This window comes from Nonomuraea purpurea (assembly GCF_042650645.1).
Classification (GTDB): Bacteria; Actinomycetota; Actinomycetes; order Streptosporangiales; family Streptosporangiaceae; genus Nonomuraea; species Nonomuraea purpurea.
Window position 1 is genome coordinate 504,213 of record NZ_JBHSBI010000001.1, and the last position, 17,552, is coordinate 521,764.

The window sequence follows — 17,552 nt, forward strand, 5'->3', positions numbered from 1 at the left end:
ACGAGTTGCCGGAGCCAAGACCGATCAAGGAAGGCTGCCTGCAGGGCGGCAACCCGAACGCCTACGGTGGGCGCGAGCAGATCCGCGGGCTGGTCATGGGCACCAGGCCCGACGAGTTCGGGCCGGTCGCGGACGCCTACAGGCAGACGTCCAGGCTGCTCACCGAGACCATCGCCGCACTGAGGGAGTCCGCAGGGCGGCTGGTGGCGGACGGGAACTGGGGCGGCGAGTCGGCCAGGGCCATGCTCACCCGGATGAACCGCATCCAGTCGTACCTGCAGGCGCTGCGGGGCGGCGTGGACGGTGTCCCGCTCTCGCTGGAGAACGTGAGCCGGGAGCTGGTCTCGGCCAAGGAGCGCTTCGACCAGGCCACCGAGCAGCGCACGCGCAACGTCTACGCCATGGGGTCAGGGGGCGAGATTCCGGTCAACGACGCCGACGAGGACGCCAGGCAGTTCATGGTGCGGCTCAACGGCGTGTTCCACAACGCGCACGCGGAGCTGCCCGACCGCCTGCCATGGGACGCCGCCCTGGCCTCCCAGGCTCCTTACCTGCCGCCCGACGGGCCCGCCCCGACGCCGCCGGTACGGGGCGGCGACCTGCCGTTCGAGGACACGGCCCCGGTACGCCCGACGACCGACCTGGCGGCCTCGCCCGGCTACCAGGCCACGTCCGCCGGCCCGTTACCGGGCGCGTCCACCACGCCGGGTGCGATACCCCCGGCCGCCGCTCCTGCGCCACCGGTGACGACCGCGCCACCCGTCGGCGTCCCCACCCCGCCCTCGGCCGGCCGCCCGCCGGGCACGACCTCGACGGCCTCCGCGCCGAACGCCCAGCAGCCCAACGGCGACCCGAGGAACGCCCGGCAGCCCATCGGCCCGGTGCACACGCCACCGCCCGGCGTACCCGCCCCGCCCCAAGGCCGCTCGCCCATCGAGCAGGCCGCGCCCCCAGCCGGCCGGCGGGACCCGGACGTGGCCACCGCCCAGCAGGCCAGGGCTTCGGAGAGCGGCCCGTCGGTCCGGCCGGGCAGCGTGCCCGTGGTGGACGCGTCCTGGCCCGCGACCGGCCCCGCCCCCGCAGGAGCCGAGCGCGCCACGACGGGCGGCACGGGCATGCCGTTCATGCCCATGGGCGGGATGGCCGGGCAGGAGAACCAGACCGGCCGCCGCACGGGCAACGCGCGCGGCGGCGGCGACGACTTCTTCCGGCCCGCGGTCGACTGCGGCCCGCCGGTGGTGGGATGAAGGCGGAGCCGACCTCGGCTAGGTGGATTCGTCCAGGTAGGCGGTCTGGATGAGCTTCTCGCCCGAACGCCGGTCCACGTACATCCCGCGCCCCGGCGGCAGTTGCCTCGGCCGGAGGTTGCCGAAGAGTTGTCCTTCGTCGCGGGGCCCCGACAGCAGCACGGCGGGCGAGTTCAGCTCCTTCAGCCGCCGGACGATCGGATCGAGCATGGCCCGCCCCGCGCCGCCCATGGCCCGGCCGAGCACCAGGTGCAGGCCGATGTCCCTGGCCTGCGGCAGCAGGTCGCCGAGCAGCGCCAGCGGGTTCGTCGCGGTGGCGACCAGGTCGTAGTCGTCCACGATGATGTACAGGTCCTGGCCGTTCCACCAGCTTCGGGTCCTGAGCTGCTCGGAGGTCAGGTCGGGCGGCGGCAGCCGTGACTGCAGGACCTCGTGCACGCCCTTGAGCAGCGTCGAGGCGGCGGTGCTGGAGGCGGCGTACCCGATGCGGTGCTCGGTGTCGGTCGCGTCCAGCAGGGAGCGGCGGTAGTCGATGACGATGTAGCGCGCCTCCATGGCCGTGTGGGCGGTCGCGATGCCGTGCGCGATGACCCGTAGCAGGTTGCTCTTGCCGCTCTCGGTGTCGCCGAAGACCACGAAGTGCGGGTCGGCCTCGAAGTCCAGCGACACCGGCGCCAGCGCGGCCTCGTCGATGCCGATCGGCACGCCGGAGCCGCCCTGCGCGGCGGGCAGCGTGTGCAGGGGCAGCAGCGCGGGCAGCAGCCGCACGGGCGGTGCGGGGTGCCCGTGCCAGGCCGATGAGGCGGCCTCCACCAGGGCGGAGACGCCGTCGGCCAGGTCGTCGACGCCGGAGCGGCCGTCGATGCGCGGCAGCGCGGCCAGGAAGTGCAGCGCCTCGCGGGTGAGCCCTCGGCCGGGGGCGCGCTCGGGCACGTTCGCCGCCGCCTTGCGGTTGATCTCGGAGTCGAAGGTGTCGCCGAGCCGCAGCTCCAGCCGGGTGCCCAGCAGGTCGCGCACCCCGGCGCGGAACTCCAGCCACCTGTTGGCGGTGCCGACGACGTGGATGCCGTAGCCCAGGCCGCGGGTGACCAGGTCGCCGATGTCCGGTTCGAGCTGCTCGTACTCCTGGCGCAGCACCGACCACCCGTCCACGACGAGGAAGACGTCGCCCCAGCCGTCGCCCTCGTAGGCGCCCGAGGCGACCATCCGCCGGTAGGTGGCCATGGTGTCGATGCCGCGCTCGACGAACAGCCGCTCGCGCCGCTCCAGCAGCGTCTTGACCTCGGCGACGGTTCTGCGGACCGCGTCGGCGTCCAGCCTGGTGGCGACCCCGCCGACGTGCGGCAGCCCGGCCAGCGCCGACAGCGTGCCGCCGCCGAAGTCCAGGCAGTAGAACTGCGTCTCCTTGGGCGTGTGGGTGAGCGCCAGTGAGGCGATCAGCGTGCGCAGCAGCGTGCTCTTGCCGGTCTGCGGCGCGCCGACGATCGCGACGTTGCCCGCCGCCCCCGACAGGTCCAGCCAGTACGGGTCGCGCCGCTGGTCGAACGGGCTGTCCACGATTCCGGCCACGGCGTGCAGCCGTCCGGCCCGTTCCTGGGCCGTGCCCGCCGCGGTGAGCCCGTGCTCAGGGGTGGCCACGACGGGCGGCAGCAGCCGGTCCAGCGAGGCGGGCTCCTTCAGCGGCGGCAGCCAGATCCGGTGCGCCTCGGGGCCCTGCCCGGCCAGCCGCCCGACCACGATGCCGAGCAGGCTGTCCTGCTTGCTCCTGTCCTCGGCGACGGGCGGCGGCTGCGCGACGACGGGCGGCAACGGCACCCGCTCGGGCCCGTACCAGACGATCTTGCCCTGGTGTCCTGGCCGCGCCGTCACCGCCGGGCCCCGCACCGCGCCGGCCTGGTAAGGCCCCGACACGTACGCCGCCTTGAACCGCGTCATGCCCGTGGTCTCGAACATCAGGTAGGCGTTGCCCGGCTCGGGAGGCAGCGAGTACGCGTCGGCCACCCCCAGCACCGCGCGGCTCTCGGCGGCTGAGAACGTCCGCAGGCCGATCCGGTACGACAGGTGCGTGTCCAGCCCGCGCAGCCGTCCCGACTCCAGCCGCTGCGAGGCCAGCAGCAGGTGCACGCCGAGCGAGCGCCCGAGCCGCCCGATCATCACGAACAGCTCGATGAACTCCGGCTTGGCCGTCAGCAGCTCGCTGAACTCGTCGAGCACGATGAACAGCGTCGGCAGCGGCCGCAGCTCCGCGCCCTGCTCGCGGGCCTGCTCGTAGTCGCGCAGCGAGGCGTGGTTGCCGGAGGCGCGCAGCAACTCCTGGCGGCGGACGAGCTCACCGTGCAGCGCGTCGTGCATGCGGTCGACCAGCGGCAGCTCGTCCTCCAGGTTGGTGATGACGGCGGAGACGTGCGGCAGCGTGTCGAGGCCGAGGAAGGTGGCGCCGCCCTTGAAGTCGACCAGGACGAAGTTGAGCGTCTCGGACGAGTGCGTGACCGCCAGGGCCAGCACGAGCGTGCGCAGCAGCTCCGACTTTCCCGAGCCGGTCGCGCCGACCACCAGCCCGTGCGGCCCCATCCCGCCCTGGGCCGCCTCCTTGATGTCCAGTTCGACCGGGCGGCCGTCGGCGCCGAGGCCGATCGGGACCCGCAGCCGGTTCCTGACCGGGCGGGGCTGCCAGGTCACCGAGGGCGCGATGCGCCGCGCGTCGCCGATCCTGAGCAGGTCGGTGAGCGTCGTGTTCGCGGCGAGCGCGTTCTGCTCCTCCTCGGCGCCCGCGCCCGTGCTCGCCCGCATCGGCGCGAGCTGCCGCACCAGGGCGGCGAACGCGGGCGGGTCGATCCTGTCGGGCCGGCCGAGCGACGACCTGACCTCCTTGCCGAGCTCGTCCTGCGCGATCCGGACCACCTCGTCCTGGGTGACCTCCAGGCGCAGCGTGAACTGTGACGGCGCGGGCGGCGTCGAGCCGCTGAGGTCGATCACGGTCACGCCCTCGATGACGTCCAGCGCGAGCTGGCTGCCCGCGGGCATCGTGCCGCCGTCCACGACCACCACGTGGTACGGCAGTGCGTCCGGCGAGAGCCCCTTGCTGAAGCGCGTCCGGTCCTTCAGCTCGAACCCGAGCAGGTCGTCCAGCTCGCCCAGATCGCCCACGACCAGCCGCACCGGGCCCGCGCCGTCCTCCTCCGAGGGGTGCAGCGCGTGCGGCAGCCACTTGACCGGCTCCCACTCGCGGCCCGCCGCGCACACCGAGATCCGCACCTCCTCGGGCGAGTGCAGCGCCGCCGCCTGGGCCAGCGCCGCCCGCACCAGTCCGCGCGCCGCCGCCGGATCACCGGTGATGACGATCCTGGCGAAGGAGTGCAGCGCGAGCGCCACGGGCAGCCCCGGCACGGTGGCATGGGTGCGGACGAAACGCCGCAGCGCCCCGGCGGTCACCGGGTCGAGGTCCTCGATGGGCCTGCTCTCCGGCGGGATCATCGGCAGCGCCAGCCGCTGCGCCGACGTGGCGATCCTGATCTGGGCGAAGTCGTCGTCGCGGGGCCTGCGCTCCCACAGCCGCGAGGTCATCACCAGCGACCACAGCGCGGACGGGTCGGGGTGGTTCCAGGTCATCGCCTTGTGCTGCTGCGCCGCCGCGCCGCGCACCCGCTTCCTGACCTGCTCCAGATAGCGGTAGTAGTCGCGACGCTGGCCGTTGAGCTGGTTCTTGCGCTCGCCGGAGTTGCGCATCATCTGGCCGACGGACATGCCGACCATCGAGACCGCGAACAGGCCGCTGGAGACCAGCATGAGCGGGTTGCCGGTGTTGCCGCCGGTGAACATGAGCGCCATCGCGCCCGCCCCCGCGATCATGGGCAGGTACGTCAGCAACTGCGTCATGCCGCCGCCGGTGACGGTCTCGGGGATCTCCGGAGGAGTTTCGAGGAGGATCTCGCCGCCCGGCGGCTCCGGCGGCCGGCGCCGCTCCGGTCTGCGGACCACGATCAGGCTGCCGCTCACGACGCCATACAAGCCGCTGACGTAGCGAAACAGGCCATACTTCAAAATTCCTGAACGTGTTGGGAGCTTCGCGTTCGACGCGCGATCCATACACTCGTCCGGGTGAGCGCCACCGGAACCGACCTGTGCCGGGTCACCGTCGTGACCCCCCGCGGCTTCCTGGACCTGGGCCTGCCGCCGGACATCCCGCTGGGCAACCTGCTGCCGACCCTGCTGCGCGTCGCAGGAGAGGGGCTGGCCGAGGCGGGCCTGGCGCACGGCGGCTGGGTGCTGCAACGGCTTGGCGGCCCGCCGTTCGACCTGAACGCGACCCTGTCCGAGCTGGCCGTGCACGACGGCGAGATGCTGCACCTGCGCCCGCGCGGCCACGAGCTGCCGGAGATCGTCTTCGACGACGTGGCCGACGCCGTGGCGACGGGGGTGCTGGAGCGCACCGGCCGCTGGCAGCCGGCCGCGACCAGGGCGTACGGGCTGCGCGCAGGCGCCGTCCTGCTCGGCGGGGGCGCCGCGGCGCTGCTGCTCACCGGGCCGCCCTGGCTGCCCGCCGCGCTGGTCGCGCTGACGATCGCGCTGGTGCTGCTGCTGGTGGCCACCGCCCTGTCGCGGGCGCTGGGAGACGAGCGCTCCGGGGCCGTGATCGGGTACGCGGCCCTGCCGTACGGGTTCGTCGCGGGCCTGGTCGGCCCCTCGTCGGACGCGGCCGTCTTCCAACCGGACAACCTGCTGGCGGCCTCCGGCGTGACGTTGATGCTGGCCACGGCGACCGGGTTCGCGGTCGTGGGCGGGCTGCCCACGTTCCTCGGCCTGGCCGCCGCCGCGCTCTGCGCGCTGCTGGCCTCCGGCGTGGTCATGGCCTTCGGCCTGCCGGCGGCCGGGGTGACGGCGGTGCTGGCGGCGATCCTGGTGGGACTGACGACGACGATCCCGTCGTTGTCGTTCCGGCTGGCCGGCATGCCGCTGCCGGCGCTGCCCACGACGGCGGAGGAGCTGCGGCGCGAGAGCGGCGACCTGGACGGCGAGTTGGTGATCGACAAGACCGTGGTCGCCGACCGCTTCTGCACCGGCCTGCTCGGCTGCGTCTCGCTCGTCGTGCTCGCCGCCCAGGTGCTGCTCGTGCTGGAGGGCACCTGGGCGGCCATCGCCACGAGCATCGCGCTGTCGCTGGCGCTGCTCATGCGGGCCCGCGTCTTCGAGGGCCGGGGCCAGCGGGCCTGGCTGATGGGCACGGCCCTGCTCGGCACGCTCCTGCCGGCCGCCGCCCTGGTCGTGACGGCGCCCGGCGCGGTGATCGTCTACGGCATCGTCCCCGGGCTGGTGCTGCTCGGGCTGGCCGTGGCGGGAACGGCGCTGTGGCTCACCTCTGGGCGTCCGTCCCCGTTCTGGGGTCGTGCGGGCGACATCTTCGACATCCTGTTGATGATCGCCCTGGTCCCGCTGTCGCTGGCCGTGATGGACCTGTACCAGACCATCCGCGGCCTGGTCAGCTAGGGGCGGTCGCGGACCACGTCGTCGATGTTCCTGCCGCCGTCGGGCGTCTTGACCGTCCACTCGAAGTGGCCCCCGGGCAGCAGCCCGTTGTTCGGCGGCTCGGTGAACGTCGGGATCTTCGCGGTGTCGGCGGAAGCTTTGCCGAAGTCGATCTTCGCGCTGCCGTCGGGCCGCATGAACGCCAGCTGCAGGGCCGCCGACCCGCCCATCGCCGCCGCCAGGCCACCCATCACGCCCTTGAGCCCCAGCGAGCCGAGGAAGCGCTGCAACTGCCCGGTCGCGGCGGCCAACGAGGCGTTGGACTGCGCGGCCGTCGTGCGCATCGCGACCCTGGCCGCGACCCTGGTCTGCGGCGCCAGCGAGAGGGCCTGCAACGCGATCAGCCGCAGGTACGTCTCCTGCGCGATCTTGGCCGCCGCCCCCCAGTAGACGGCGAACCCGTCGCCGATACTGTCCACGTGACCCGCGACCCACTGCACGTTGGTGCGGAAGGCGTCCACGTGCGAGCGCAGCCGCTCGGTAGTGGCGGCGAACGCCTTCTGGTCCTCGGCGACCCAGTTCGTCCCCGACGCGGTGATCAGATGGGTGAGCAGGTTGTTGACGCCCTTGTCGAGCTGCCCGCCCGCGCCTGCCTGGAGGTTGGAGGCCGTGGTCCAGATGCCGGGCACGTTCGCCACGGCGGGCACGGTGGCCAGCAGTCCGACGACGATCGAGGGCTCCAGCCTGGCGGCCTTGCGCAGGGTGTTCTGCACCTCCGCCGGGTTCGGCGGGTTCTTCGCCTTCAGCGGGGAGCCGTCCCCGGCCCGGCCTGCGACCCTCGGCGCCCGGGTTTTCGGCCGGGGCCTCATGGCCGCCTGACCCGCTGCACGGCGAGGTCCTCGGCGGTGCGCCAGTTCTGCTCGGCGAACCTCAGGTGCTCGCCCTCCCACGTGTTCAGCACGTCGAGCAGGGTGTCGGTGTCGCGCAAGAAGGACTCGATCAACGATTCGTAGAGGACTCCGACCGTCCACTCGCCGACCGCACCCCAGCCGGGGGCGTCGACGGCCTTGTTCTCCTCGAAGATCTGGCGCACTTCGGCGACGGCCGGGACGATGCTCTCCCTGATGTCCCTGCGTACCTCGCCGATCGCGTCGGGGGTGATGTAGCGCGTATCCGAATTCACGATCACCAGACTGTAACGCCCCGGGCCGCGTGGGCTACGTTCGTCATCTATTGGTCATCGAGCATTCCCGATTGCGATACCGGGCATCCTCTCCTTTTTTATCCCGATAAATTGGGGTAAGCAGGGGTCTATGTGAGTTGAGGGGCGGGAGTGCACAGCCAGCGCGACCTTTACCAGGCATACCGCCTCACCGTTCAGCGCATCGGACTGGCCCTTCTGCGCGCCCAGCCGAACCAGCCCGAGTGGCCGCTGCGCAGGCAGAACGTCGCCTTCCTCGCCGGCATCATGGTCGCGGTGCTGCTGTGCGTCGGCTTCGCCGTCTTCGGCCTGCTGCGGCCTGGCGGCGGCGCGAAGGCCCTGGAGGCCCCCGGCACGCTGATCATCGAGCGCGAGACCGGCGCCAGGTACGTCTACAACCAGGCGCAGCGCCGCCTGATCCCCGTCGCCAACTACGCCTCCGCCCGCCTGGTCCTGTCCGCCCAGAGCGTCAAGGAACGGGTCGTCGCGCGGGAGGCCCTGACCACCTACGAGCGCGGCACGGCCATCGGCATCCCCGGCGCGCCCGACTCGCTGCCCGCCCCTGCGAACCTGGCCCGCGGGCCCTGGGCGGCCTGCGTGCAGGAGCGGGCCGAGCCGACCGGGCGCAAGCCGTACGTGACGCTGGCCGCAGGCCGCCAGATCGGCGGGAGGCCCGTTGGCGAGGGCGACGCGCTGCTCGTGGACGTGGGCGGACAGACGTGGGCGATCTGGCGCGGCACCCGCATGCGCGTCGCCGACGGGATCGCCCGAGGGCTCACCGCGACCGCGCCCGCCGCCGTCCCCGTGGCCTGGCTGAACGCCCTTCCTGAAGGCCCCGACCTGGCCGCACCGCCGATCAGCGGACGCGGCAGGCCGGTGACAGGCCCTGCGGGCAAGGCCGCCGCCGTGGGCCAGGTGTTCCTGGCGGGCGCCGTGGCGGGCGGCGAGTCCCGCTGGTACGTCCTGCTGGAGGACGGCCTCGCCCCCGTCACCCAGGGCCAGGCCGCGCTCCTGCTGAGCGACCCCGACAGCCGGGCCGCCTACGGTGGGGGAGCGGTGAAGGAGATCCGCATCGACGCGGCCACCGCCAACGCCGCCCGCCGCTCGCGGACCGCGATCCCCGCCGACGGCCTGCCCGCGACCATGCCGCGCATGGCGGCCTACGACCCGGCCAGCCCGCTCTGCGTCGTCTACGCCGACACCGGCACCGGATCCACCCGCGCCCGCCTCACCACCGGCGCCACACTGCCCGCGCCCGTCGGCGACACCACCGACCTGGTACGCCTCCCGCCCGGCAGGGCGGTGCTGGCCGGCGTCCTGCCCGGCGATGGCCAGCTCAACGCCGTCCAGTCCTACTACCTGATCACGCCGGACGGCCGCCGCTTCGCCGTACCGGGGACCGACGTGCTGGGCAAGCTGGGCTACTCCGCCGGCCAGGCCACCCCGGTCCCGGCGAACATGCTCCAGCTCATCCCCGAAGGGCCGGTGCTCGACCCGGCGCGGGCGGCCAAGCCCGTGCTGGAGGGCGGTCAGTAGCCCCGGTAGGCGCCGCCGCCGCGCATGCTGACCAGGCCGGGCACGTCCGAGACCGAGCCGTATGTGGACATCGCGTACCGCACGCCCGCGATGATGTTGTCCACGGGGTTGTAGACGTCGCCGTGCCCCGGCAGCATGTAAGCGTTGAAGGTGGGCCTGATGGTCTGCATCAGGCCCATGGACGGATGGCCCGCCGCCGCGTTGGAATCCCAGTTGTTGATGGCGTGCGGGTTCCCCCCGGACTCCTTCATGATGATCGTGTGGATGTCTCGGGCGTTCGACTGGTCCACGGATATGCCGTTCGCCCTGAGTACGGCGATCGCCTCGTTGATCCAGTCGGTGAGCCGGCCGGGCGGGAGCGGGCCGGTCGGCGGCGGGCTTCCCGAGCCGTGACCGCCACCTGAGCTTGACGTCTTGGCAGTCGCGGTCGAGCGCGGCCGCTGCTGGGCCGGCGACCAGGTCAGCGTCCGGCCGGGCGCGGGCGCGAACGGCTGCGTGTCCGGCTCGGCGACCTCGTTGCCGACGTTCGGCACCGCGCTGAGCGTGGTCTGGATGGCGCCCGCCGCGTTCGCCAGCTTCGTGCCGGTGGCGGCCAGGAGCTGGTCCAGCGCCGTGCGGGCCGAGCCGAGCGCGCCCTGCATGCTCTGCAGGACCTGCGCGTCGGTGGGCCGAGGGTTCGCGTTGTACTGCTCCCGCGCGGCGGCGGCGTAGTTCCCGCAGATCTCCAGCGCCTGCGCCTCCGCGGAGCTCAGCGCCTGCGCGGCCGCGTCGAGGTGGCCCGCGCAGTCACCCAGCGCCTGCTGCAGCCGGTCGCCGCAGCCGGCCACCTTGCCCATGTAGGCGGCGAAGGCGTCGGCGCTGCCGCCCTGCCAGGCGTCACCGACCTCGGCCACCGCGGTGCGCACGGCGCCGGTGTGCTGCCGGCCGGTGCTCGCCGCGGTGCGCCACGAGCCGGCCGACGACGAGATCGCGCCCGGGTCGCCGACCAGCTTGAGAGCCCGATCGGCCAGCTCCGCCCCGCCCGGCACGGCCCTGACGTCGTCGATCGCGCTCATGCGGCCTCCTTCGTCGGCCTCATGATTGCTTGCTTATTGATGACCTCGACAAGCTCGCTCATGCGGCCTCCTTCGTCGGCCTCATGATTGCTTGCTTATTGATGACCTCGACAAGCTCGCTCATGCGGCCTCCTTCGTCGGCCTCATGATTGCTTGCTTATTGATGACCTCGACAAGCTCGCTCATGCGGCCTCCTCCGTCGGCCTCATGATTCCTTGCCTATTGATGAGCTCGCTCATGTGCGGACCGCGGCGCCGTCGGCGGCGGCGACCGTGCGCTCGACGGCGTCCAGGGCGCGCTCGACCCCCTCCAGACGGCTGCCCAGGGTCTTGGCCGCCAGCTCGGAGACCCGCGCCAGGTCCGCCACCGCCGAGACCATGGCAGACGACCCGGTCACGTCCGCGAAGGCCGCCGCGTCCGGGGTCTGCCCGGTGAGACCGGCGAAGGCGCCGGACGCCGACTTGGCCGCCGCGGCGCACCCGTCCAGCGCGTCGCGGTGGAACTTGAGCACCATGCATCCCCCCGTTATCGCCGGAACAGTTCCAGCAGTTCTTCCGCCCGATGGGTGCGGGCGATCCACACCTCGCGCCCTCGGCGCTCCCGCGTGATCAGCCGCCCGGCGCGCAGCCGGTCGCAGTGGTAGGTGAGGCCGCTGGGCGCGATCTTCATGTCGGTCGCCAGCATGGACATCGTCATGGGCTGGTCGAGCGCGCAGAGCAGATCCGCTCGGACCGGGCCCACGAGCGCCGACAACTCGTCCACGGCGGGCGCGACGGGCTTGCGCCACAACGAGTCCGCGCCAGGGACGGGGTAGGCGATCCACACCGCTTCGGGGTGGTCCAGGCTGACGATCACCGCGTCCCTGCCGGCCAGCATCGGCACCAGGACGATCTTCCTGTTGCCCAGCTCGTAGGTGCTGGACTCCACGTCGGAGATGAGCAGGCCGCGCCGGCCGTAGGAGATGCGCTCGCTGAGCGAGCCGAGCAGCAGTTCGGGACCGCCACGCACGGCGGTGATGCCGACCCGCTCGATCTCCCTGTCGAGCAGCGGCCTGGCGCGTTTCCACAGGGGTTCGGTGGTGTTCCAGACCTCGGAGAGCGCGCTGGCGTAACCGCGCATCCAGCGGCCGGGCCGGTCGGCGGCCGACCGCCAGTGCGGTGGCGGGGTTCCCGGGCCGAACGCCTGCTCAAGATCCTTGATCAGGTTGTCGGACGGCGTCTCGTGCAGCACCTGGATCTGGGTCTGCACCGTGACGTCGCCGCTGACGGGGGCCTGCGGGACGAGGCAGTCGGGCGCGACCGAGCGCCCCGGTGCGGCCAGCGGCTTGACGGCCTCATGGCCGAGCGGCCCGACACGCGAGGCGATCGCCCGCCGCCACAGCTCGGGCAGGCCGCGACGGCGGCCGGCGAGGGCGTCGCTGATCATCGCAAGGGCGGTCAGGTTGGGAGAGATCGAGATGAAAAGCTGTGGTGTGGAGCGCACGCGCAGTTCGCTCCACACGTCGGTCCGTGTTACTTGGGCCCCCACAGGTAGGACTGTAGACATTGATCACATGGCCGGATGAATGCTTCAACGATGCTCGAAACATCCGTATGTGGATGATCTACGACCTACGTAATGCGAACGCTTCTTGCTTCGAAGGTACCGATTCGCTCTGGGGTCAAGTCCATGACATGTCCTCTTTGGGCTGCTGTGTTGGCTTTCGCCGGTAACCTAGGGCCCTCCACTAACTTCTGACTTAAAAGCCCCTTACAGCCCACTGATCACTCAGCTCCGCCAGACCACCGGCTCCTTGCGGTAGTCGTCGCTGTCGAACTTGGCGCCCACGATGTCCACGTCGGGCTGCGCGCCGGTCAACCTGCAGCTCATGAACTGGGCGCCGGCCTGGGCGAAGTCCTTGGGCGCGCTCTCCCGCTTGCAGTCGCCCAAGCTCCCGGTCAGCACGGCGCCCGTGCCCCGGCCGTCCGCGGTCACCGGCGAGAGCAGCGGGCTGGAGCTGAAGGAGTGGTCGGCGCCGTCGACGTTCTCAACGCGGAAGCGGATGAACCAGGGCGTGATGCCCTTGGCCCGCTCGCCGTACTGGCGCTGCAGCTCGGCGGGGTCACCGGCCTCGACGGCGGTGACGGTGATGCCGATGGGGCCCTTCCTGGACGGCACCACCGCGCGCTCGCCGATCTTGAGCTGCGTCCCCGGCGCGGTCGTCTTGACGGAGGCCGGCTCCGCGTTGTCCTGCTCTGGAGCACTCTCCTGCGCCGGGGTGCTCTTGTCCGGCTCGGGCGGCGCGGCGGGCCCACTGGACTGGGCGGGCGCCTCGGCGCTGGTCTGGCCTGGAAGCGTCGTGCCGCATCCGGAGATCGCGATGGCGGTTGCGCCCAGAACTCCTATCAGTGCTCGTCGCATGGCCACCGAATCATGGGTCGTGAACATGCTTGTCGATACTCGGGCACAGTGAGCGGAAAGTCGATGACACAGACTCCACGATCTCTTGACCGACAGTGCACTGCGCGTCAGCCGGTCGCTTCCTCCTCCGCTTGGGGGTCGTCGGCGACCGCCACGCCCGTCGCCTCCTCCGCCAGTGCGGCCAGGCGCCGTTCGGCGCTCTCGACCACCTGCAGGTCGGCCTTGATGTGCGCGACGGCCGCGTCCACCAGCAGCGCGACCAGGGGGCTCGCCGCGCTCTCCCGCCGCAGCCTGGTCAGCCCCGCCAGGTCCGACAGGTACGCCTGCCGCTGCGCCCGTGTGAACTCCTCCAGCGTGCCGGGCCCCAGCCGGGTGGCGGCCAGCAGCTTGAGGAACAGTTCATCGCGGAAGCCTCCGGCGCGCACGTGGGGGGTGCTCGCCCAGCCGGTGAGTTCCTCCGCGCCGGTGCCGGTGAGCTGGTAGAGCGTCTTGTCGGGGCGGTCGCTCTGGGCGACGTGGCTGCGGACGACGTGCCCGTCCCTGACCAGGCGGTCGAGAATCTGGTAGAGGTGTCCGATGTTGAGCCCGCCCCATTGGGGGCCGATGGCCGCCTCGAAGCGGGTCTTGAGTTCGTACCCGTGGCTGGGGCCGTCGGCGAGCAGGGCGAGAACGGCATGACTTAGCGGCATATGTCGATCATTCCCTAAATTGTCGCAATGTACGAGCGTACATTGTGGCAATGTATATCGGCATGGGAGTAGCAATTACCCTTCGGGGGGTCAGCCGTGCCCACGGCTCCACCAAGGCGCTCGACGAGGTGAGCCTGGAGTTCGCCGCAGGCGGCGCCACGGCGCTGATGGGGCATTCGGGAGCGGGCAAGTCCACGCTGCTGCAGGTGATCGGCGGGATGGACCTGCCGGACTCCGGCGAGATCCGCATCGACGGCCACGCGTTACCGCGTCGCGGCCTGGACGCGCACCGGCGGCGGGTGGGCTTCGTGTTCCAGCGCTTCCACCTGCTGCCCGCGCTGAGCGCGCTGGACAACGTGCTGGCGCCGCTGCTGCCGTACCGGGTGGGCTTCGACAGGAAGGCGCGGGCGCGTGAACTGCTGAAGGCGGTCGGGCTGGCGGAGCGGGAGCGCGCGCTGCCCTCGGAGTTGTCCGGTGGTCAGCAGCAGCGGGTGGCCATCGCCCGCGCGCTGATCGGCCGGCCGCCGCTGCTGCTGGCCGACGAGCCCACCGGCAACCTCGACAGCGCCACCGGTCAGGAGATCGTGGATCTGCTGCTGGGCCTGCGCGAGCAGTACGGCATGACGATGCTCATCGCCACGCACAACCCCGAACTGGCCGCGACGTGCGACCGGCTGGTCAGGCTCGCCGACGGCCGCGTCACCGGCGACGACCTCGTCTCGCCCGCACCCGACGTGCTCGACCGCATCGGGAGGCTCGGATGATCCGGCTGGCCGCCGCGCAGCTCAGGCACCGGGCGGGGCGCGCCCTGGTGCTGCTGCTCGGGATCCTGGTGGCCGCGACCGGGTTCAGCGTCCTGACCGGCACCGCGCGCACGCAGCAGCTGGAGATCGTGGGCACGGTGAGGGACAACTACCGTGCGCAGTACGACCTGCTCGTCCGCCCCAAAGGCTCCGTCACCGCCATCGAGCGCGAGACCGGCATGGTCAGGTCCAACTACCTGTCGGGCATCCACGGCGGCATCACCCTCGACCAGCTCGCCACGATCAAGAAGCTCGACGGCATCGAGGTCGCCGCGCCGATCAGCATGATCGGCTACTTCACCGGCAGCGGCACCGTGCAGGTGCCGGTGACCGACGCGCTCGGCGAGGGCGAGCGCACCCTGTTGCGGGTGGAGCGCACCCGCGTGGCCGACCGGGGGCTCACCAAGATCCCCCTTTCCCCGCACTACCAGTACCTCACCCACCGTCCGCTGACCTTCACCTTCGAGGAGGGCGACAAGCTCGACCTCACCACCGAGAACCTGGGCTCCGGGAAGGAGGTCAAGCTCGGCAGGTCGCTGACCTGGCCGCGCCCGCGCACGGACGACCCCTTCGACCGGGGCCCCACGACCGACGCCTGGTCCACCCGCAGCGGCAAGGGCGAGGGCATGGCGCTACCCTGGGGCAAGGGCGCGCCCAGGAAGGGACAGGCCATGGTCGAGGTCTCCCAGGAGTTCCCGCTGCTGCTCGCCGCGATCGACCCCGAGGCGGAAGCCAGGCTGGCCGGGCTGGACAAGGCGGTCGTGCTGGGCGACTACCTCGGCGGCAAGGCGGCGCTCACCAAATGGGACGTCCCCCTGCTCGCCACCAGCCGGCCGATGATGGACCAGAGCGAGGAACTGGTCGTCAGCAGGCTGCCCGCCGAAGCGGCCAAGATGGTGGCCGACGGCGCGCCCGCCGCCGAGCTCAGGTCCTACCTCGACTCCCACAAGGGCACCGAGGTCAAGAAGGTGAGTCTGGAACCGGACCAGTTCTTCGAAGACCTCCTTGACACGTGGACGAACCAGGGCAAACAGCTCGACAGGAACGTCTTCTCGCCTCTCACCCGCTACTGGACGGCCGGCCCGGTCGACTACCGGCGGGACGCGGTGGGCAGGCTCACGCCCGAGCGGGTGACCAACCCGGACAAGATCTGGCAGCAGCCGAGCAAATGGTCCGAGGGCGCGCCCATCGGCTCGGCCGACGCCCAGTTCCGCCCGCTGACCATGCGCCCGCTGGCCACCGGCATGAACGGCGAGGACGGGCTCGGCGGGCCGCTGATGATGAAGCTCATGGGGCGCTTCGACGCCACCGAACTGCCCGGGTTCACCGAGCTGTCCAAGGTGCCGATGGAGACCTACAACCCGCCGTCCGTCACCGCCGCCGACGCCCGCACGGGCGGACTGCTCGGCGGCGAGAAACTGCTGCCCACCGACAACGTGGCGGGCTACCTGCAGGCACCGCCGCTGCTGCTCACCGACCTCGGCGGCATGGCCAAGATCGCCGGCCGCGACAAGAAGGGCCCGCTCACGCAGGCGCCGCTGAGCGTGGTCAGGATCAGGGTCGCCGGCGTGACCGGGCCCGACCCCGTCAGCAGGGAGCGCATCTCCGAGGTGGCCCGCCAGATCGTGGCCGCCACCGGTCTGGAGGTGGACATCACGATGGGCGCCTCCCCGTCGCCCGTCACCGTCGACCTGCCCGCCGGCTCCTACGGCCGGCCCGCGCTCGCCCTGCGCGAGGACTGGGTGAACAAGGGCGTCGCCTACCGCATCCTCGACGCCGCCGACCGCAAGTCGGTGGTGCTGTTCGTGCTGATCCTGGCCGTGTGCGGGCTGTTCGTGCTGAACGCCGCCTCCGCCGTGGTCCGCACCAGACGGGCCGAGCTGGGCGTGTTGTCGTGCCTGGGCTGGTCGCGGCCGAAGGTGTTCGGCGCGGTGTTGTGGGAGGTGGGCGCCGTCGGGCTCGTCGCCGGGCTGCTGTCGGCGGCGCTCGCCGTGCCGCTGTCGTCGTGGTTCGGGCTGCAGGTCTCGCTGCCCCGCGCGCTGCTGGCCGTGCCCGCCGCGCTCGTGCTCGCGCTGGCCGCGGGGGCGGTCCCGGCGTGGCGGGCCTCGATCGTGCCGCCCGTCGCGGCGGTACGCGCCTCGGTGCGCGCCCCGCGCAGGGCCGGCTCGCCGCGCGGCGTCACCGGGCTGGCCCTGGCCGGTTTGACCAGGGTGCCGGGGCGCACGCTGCTCGGCGCGGCCACGCTCATGGTGTGCGTCTTCGCGCTCACCGTCCTGCTCGCCGTGACCTACGGCTTCAGCGGCCGGGTCGTCGGCTCCCTGCTCGGGGACGCCATCGTCGTCCAGGCCAGAGCGGCGGACTACGCGGCCATCGCGGTCATGTTCGCGCTCGGCGCCCTGGCCGTGGCCGACGTGCTCTACCTGGGAGTACGCGAACGCGACGCGGAGCTGGCCACGCTGCGTGCCACCGGCTGGCCGGGGCGGGCGGTGACCCGCCTGGTGTTGTCGGAAGGCGTGGTCATCGGGCTGCTCGGCGGGCTGGCGGGCGCGGCGGCCGGAATCGCCGCCGCGGTCGCGCTGGCGGGCGAGCTGCCCGTGGTCGTGATCACGGGTGCGCTGGCCGCGGCGGGGGCCGCCGTGCTGCTCGCCGTGCTCGCCTCGGCGGTGCCCGCGGCGGTGGCAGGACGGCTGCGGCCGGCGTCCGTGCTGGCTCGGGAGTGACGCCCTTGCACCCGAGAACAAAGGATCCATGCCCGGGACAGGGGGTTTTTCCTACGGTGGCCGATTGGGGCCACTGGCTTGCGGGCCCTCGACGATGGCAGGCTGCCCGCATCCGCTCCGGTCCTCCTGCGAATGGGTGGCCGGCGTGGAAGGTCCGCAGTGTTTCATCGGAAGGAGCGCAGTAGATGACTCAAGACGCCAACCGCGTCGCGGCCAAGCGCATCAACGACCACGTGGAGCTCTTCCACCTGGACAACCCGGACTCGGTGCTGGATGTTCCGCGCCGCGACTGGGAGGCGTTCACCACGGCGGTCAAGTCAGGTGCGTTCGACCTCGAGACGCTCAACCGGCAGGCTCAGGAGAGCCTGGCCTGACCTTCCCCTGTAACACCGCATGAAGAGGCGCCCGCTCCCGCGCAGGGGAGCGGGCGCCTCCCGC

14 protein-coding genes are annotated in these 17,552 nt (G+C 72.1%); 6 read left to right on the forward strand and 8 right to left on the reverse strand.

What is annotated here, in order from left to right:
- Positions 1-5 precede the first annotated feature (5 nt).
- The gene (locus ACFOY2_RS02415; RefSeq protein WP_379526220.1) at positions 6-1,247 is read left to right on the forward strand and encodes a hypothetical protein; all 1,242 of its coding nucleotides are present in this window, start codon (positions 6-8) and stop codon (positions 1,245-1,247) included.
- A gap of 18 nt (positions 1,248-1,265) precedes the next feature.
- On the opposite strand, the gene eccCa is transcribed toward ACFOY2_RS02415, so the two are convergent.
- A complete protein-coding gene (eccCa, locus tag ACFOY2_RS02420) occupies positions 1,266-5,243 on the reverse strand; it encodes a type VII secretion protein EccCa (RefSeq protein WP_379526221.1) in 3,978 nt (1,325 codons plus the stop codon).
- A 102-nt stretch (positions 5,244-5,345) separates the two neighbouring features.
- Between eccCa and eccD the strand changes: the two genes are divergently transcribed.
- Positions 5,346-6,731, forward strand: coding sequence for a type VII secretion integral membrane protein EccD (gene eccD / locus ACFOY2_RS02425; protein WP_379526222.1), 1,386 nt, complete (start codon positions 5,346-5,348; stop codon positions 6,729-6,731).
- Here eccD and ACFOY2_RS02430 read toward each other — a convergent pair.
- Positions 6,728-7,579 (reverse strand): hypothetical protein, encoded by an 852-nt coding sequence (locus tag ACFOY2_RS02430; protein WP_379526223.1) that lies wholly within the window; start codon positions 7,577-7,579, stop codon positions 6,728-6,730. The genes eccD and ACFOY2_RS02430 overlap by 4 nt on opposite strands.
- Positions 7,576-7,893 (reverse strand): hypothetical protein, encoded by a 318-nt coding sequence (locus tag ACFOY2_RS02435; protein ID WP_379526224.1) that lies wholly within the window; start codon positions 7,891-7,893, stop codon positions 7,576-7,578. The genes ACFOY2_RS02430 and ACFOY2_RS02435 overlap by 4 nt, the downstream gene beginning before the upstream one ends.
- 150 nt (positions 7,894-8,043) lie before the next feature.
- Between ACFOY2_RS02435 and eccB the strand changes: the two genes are divergently transcribed.
- Positions 8,044-9,447 carry a type VII secretion protein EccB gene (eccB, locus tag ACFOY2_RS02440; protein ID WP_379526225.1) on the forward strand — a complete coding sequence of 468 codons (1,404 nt, stop codon included), beginning with the start codon at positions 8,044-8,046 and terminating at the stop codon, positions 9,445-9,447.
- Here the strand turns inward: eccB and ACFOY2_RS02445 are convergent.
- From ACFOY2_RS02445 to ACFOY2_RS02465, 5 genes are all read right to left on the reverse strand, one after another.
- Positions 9,441-10,502 carry a transglycosylase SLT domain-containing protein gene (locus ACFOY2_RS02445; RefSeq protein ID WP_379526226.1) on the reverse strand — a complete coding sequence of 354 codons (1,062 nt, stop codon included), beginning with the start codon at positions 10,500-10,502 and terminating at the stop codon, positions 9,441-9,443. The genes eccB and ACFOY2_RS02445 overlap by 7 nt on opposite strands.
- Positions 10,503-10,737: 235 nt before the next feature.
- Positions 10,738-11,016, reverse strand: a complete 279-nt coding sequence (locus tag ACFOY2_RS02450) for a hypothetical protein (RefSeq protein ID WP_379526227.1) — start codon at positions 11,014-11,016, stop codon at positions 10,738-10,740.
- An 11-nt stretch (positions 11,017-11,027) separates the two neighbouring features.
- Positions 11,028-12,029 (reverse strand): ArsR/SmtB family transcription factor, encoded by a 1,002-nt coding sequence (locus tag ACFOY2_RS02455; RefSeq protein ID WP_379526228.1) that lies wholly within the window; start codon positions 12,027-12,029, stop codon positions 11,028-11,030.
- A 240-nt stretch (positions 12,030-12,269) separates the two neighbouring features.
- A complete protein-coding gene (locus tag ACFOY2_RS02460) occupies positions 12,270-12,902 on the reverse strand; it encodes a hypothetical protein (protein WP_379526229.1) in 633 nt (210 codons plus the stop codon).
- A gap of 107 nt (positions 12,903-13,009) precedes the next feature.
- Positions 13,010-13,591: a PadR family transcriptional regulator gene (locus ACFOY2_RS02465; protein WP_379526230.1), complete on the reverse strand. Its 582-nt coding sequence runs from the start codon at positions 13,589-13,591 to the stop codon at positions 13,010-13,012.
- Positions 13,592-13,653: 62 nt separating this feature from the next.
- Between ACFOY2_RS02465 and ACFOY2_RS02470 the strand changes: the two genes are divergently transcribed.
- The 3 genes from ACFOY2_RS02470 to ACFOY2_RS02480 all read left to right on the forward strand — a co-directional run bounded on the left by ACFOY2_RS02470 (position 13,654) and on the right by ACFOY2_RS02480 (position 17,488).
- Positions 13,654-14,355: an ABC transporter ATP-binding protein gene (locus ACFOY2_RS02470; protein WP_379526231.1), complete on the forward strand. Its 702-nt coding sequence runs from the start codon at positions 13,654-13,656 to the stop codon at positions 14,353-14,355.
- A complete protein-coding gene (locus ACFOY2_RS02475) occupies positions 14,352-17,114 on the forward strand; it encodes an FtsX-like permease family protein (RefSeq protein ID WP_379526232.1) in 2,763 nt (920 codons plus the stop codon). The genes ACFOY2_RS02470 and ACFOY2_RS02475 overlap by 4 nt, the downstream gene beginning before the upstream one ends.
- A gap of 185 nt (positions 17,115-17,299) precedes the next feature.
- Positions 17,300-17,488, forward strand: coding sequence for a hypothetical protein (locus ACFOY2_RS02480; protein WP_379526233.1), 189 nt, complete (start codon positions 17,300-17,302; stop codon positions 17,486-17,488).
- Positions 17,489-17,552 lie beyond the last annotated feature (64 nt).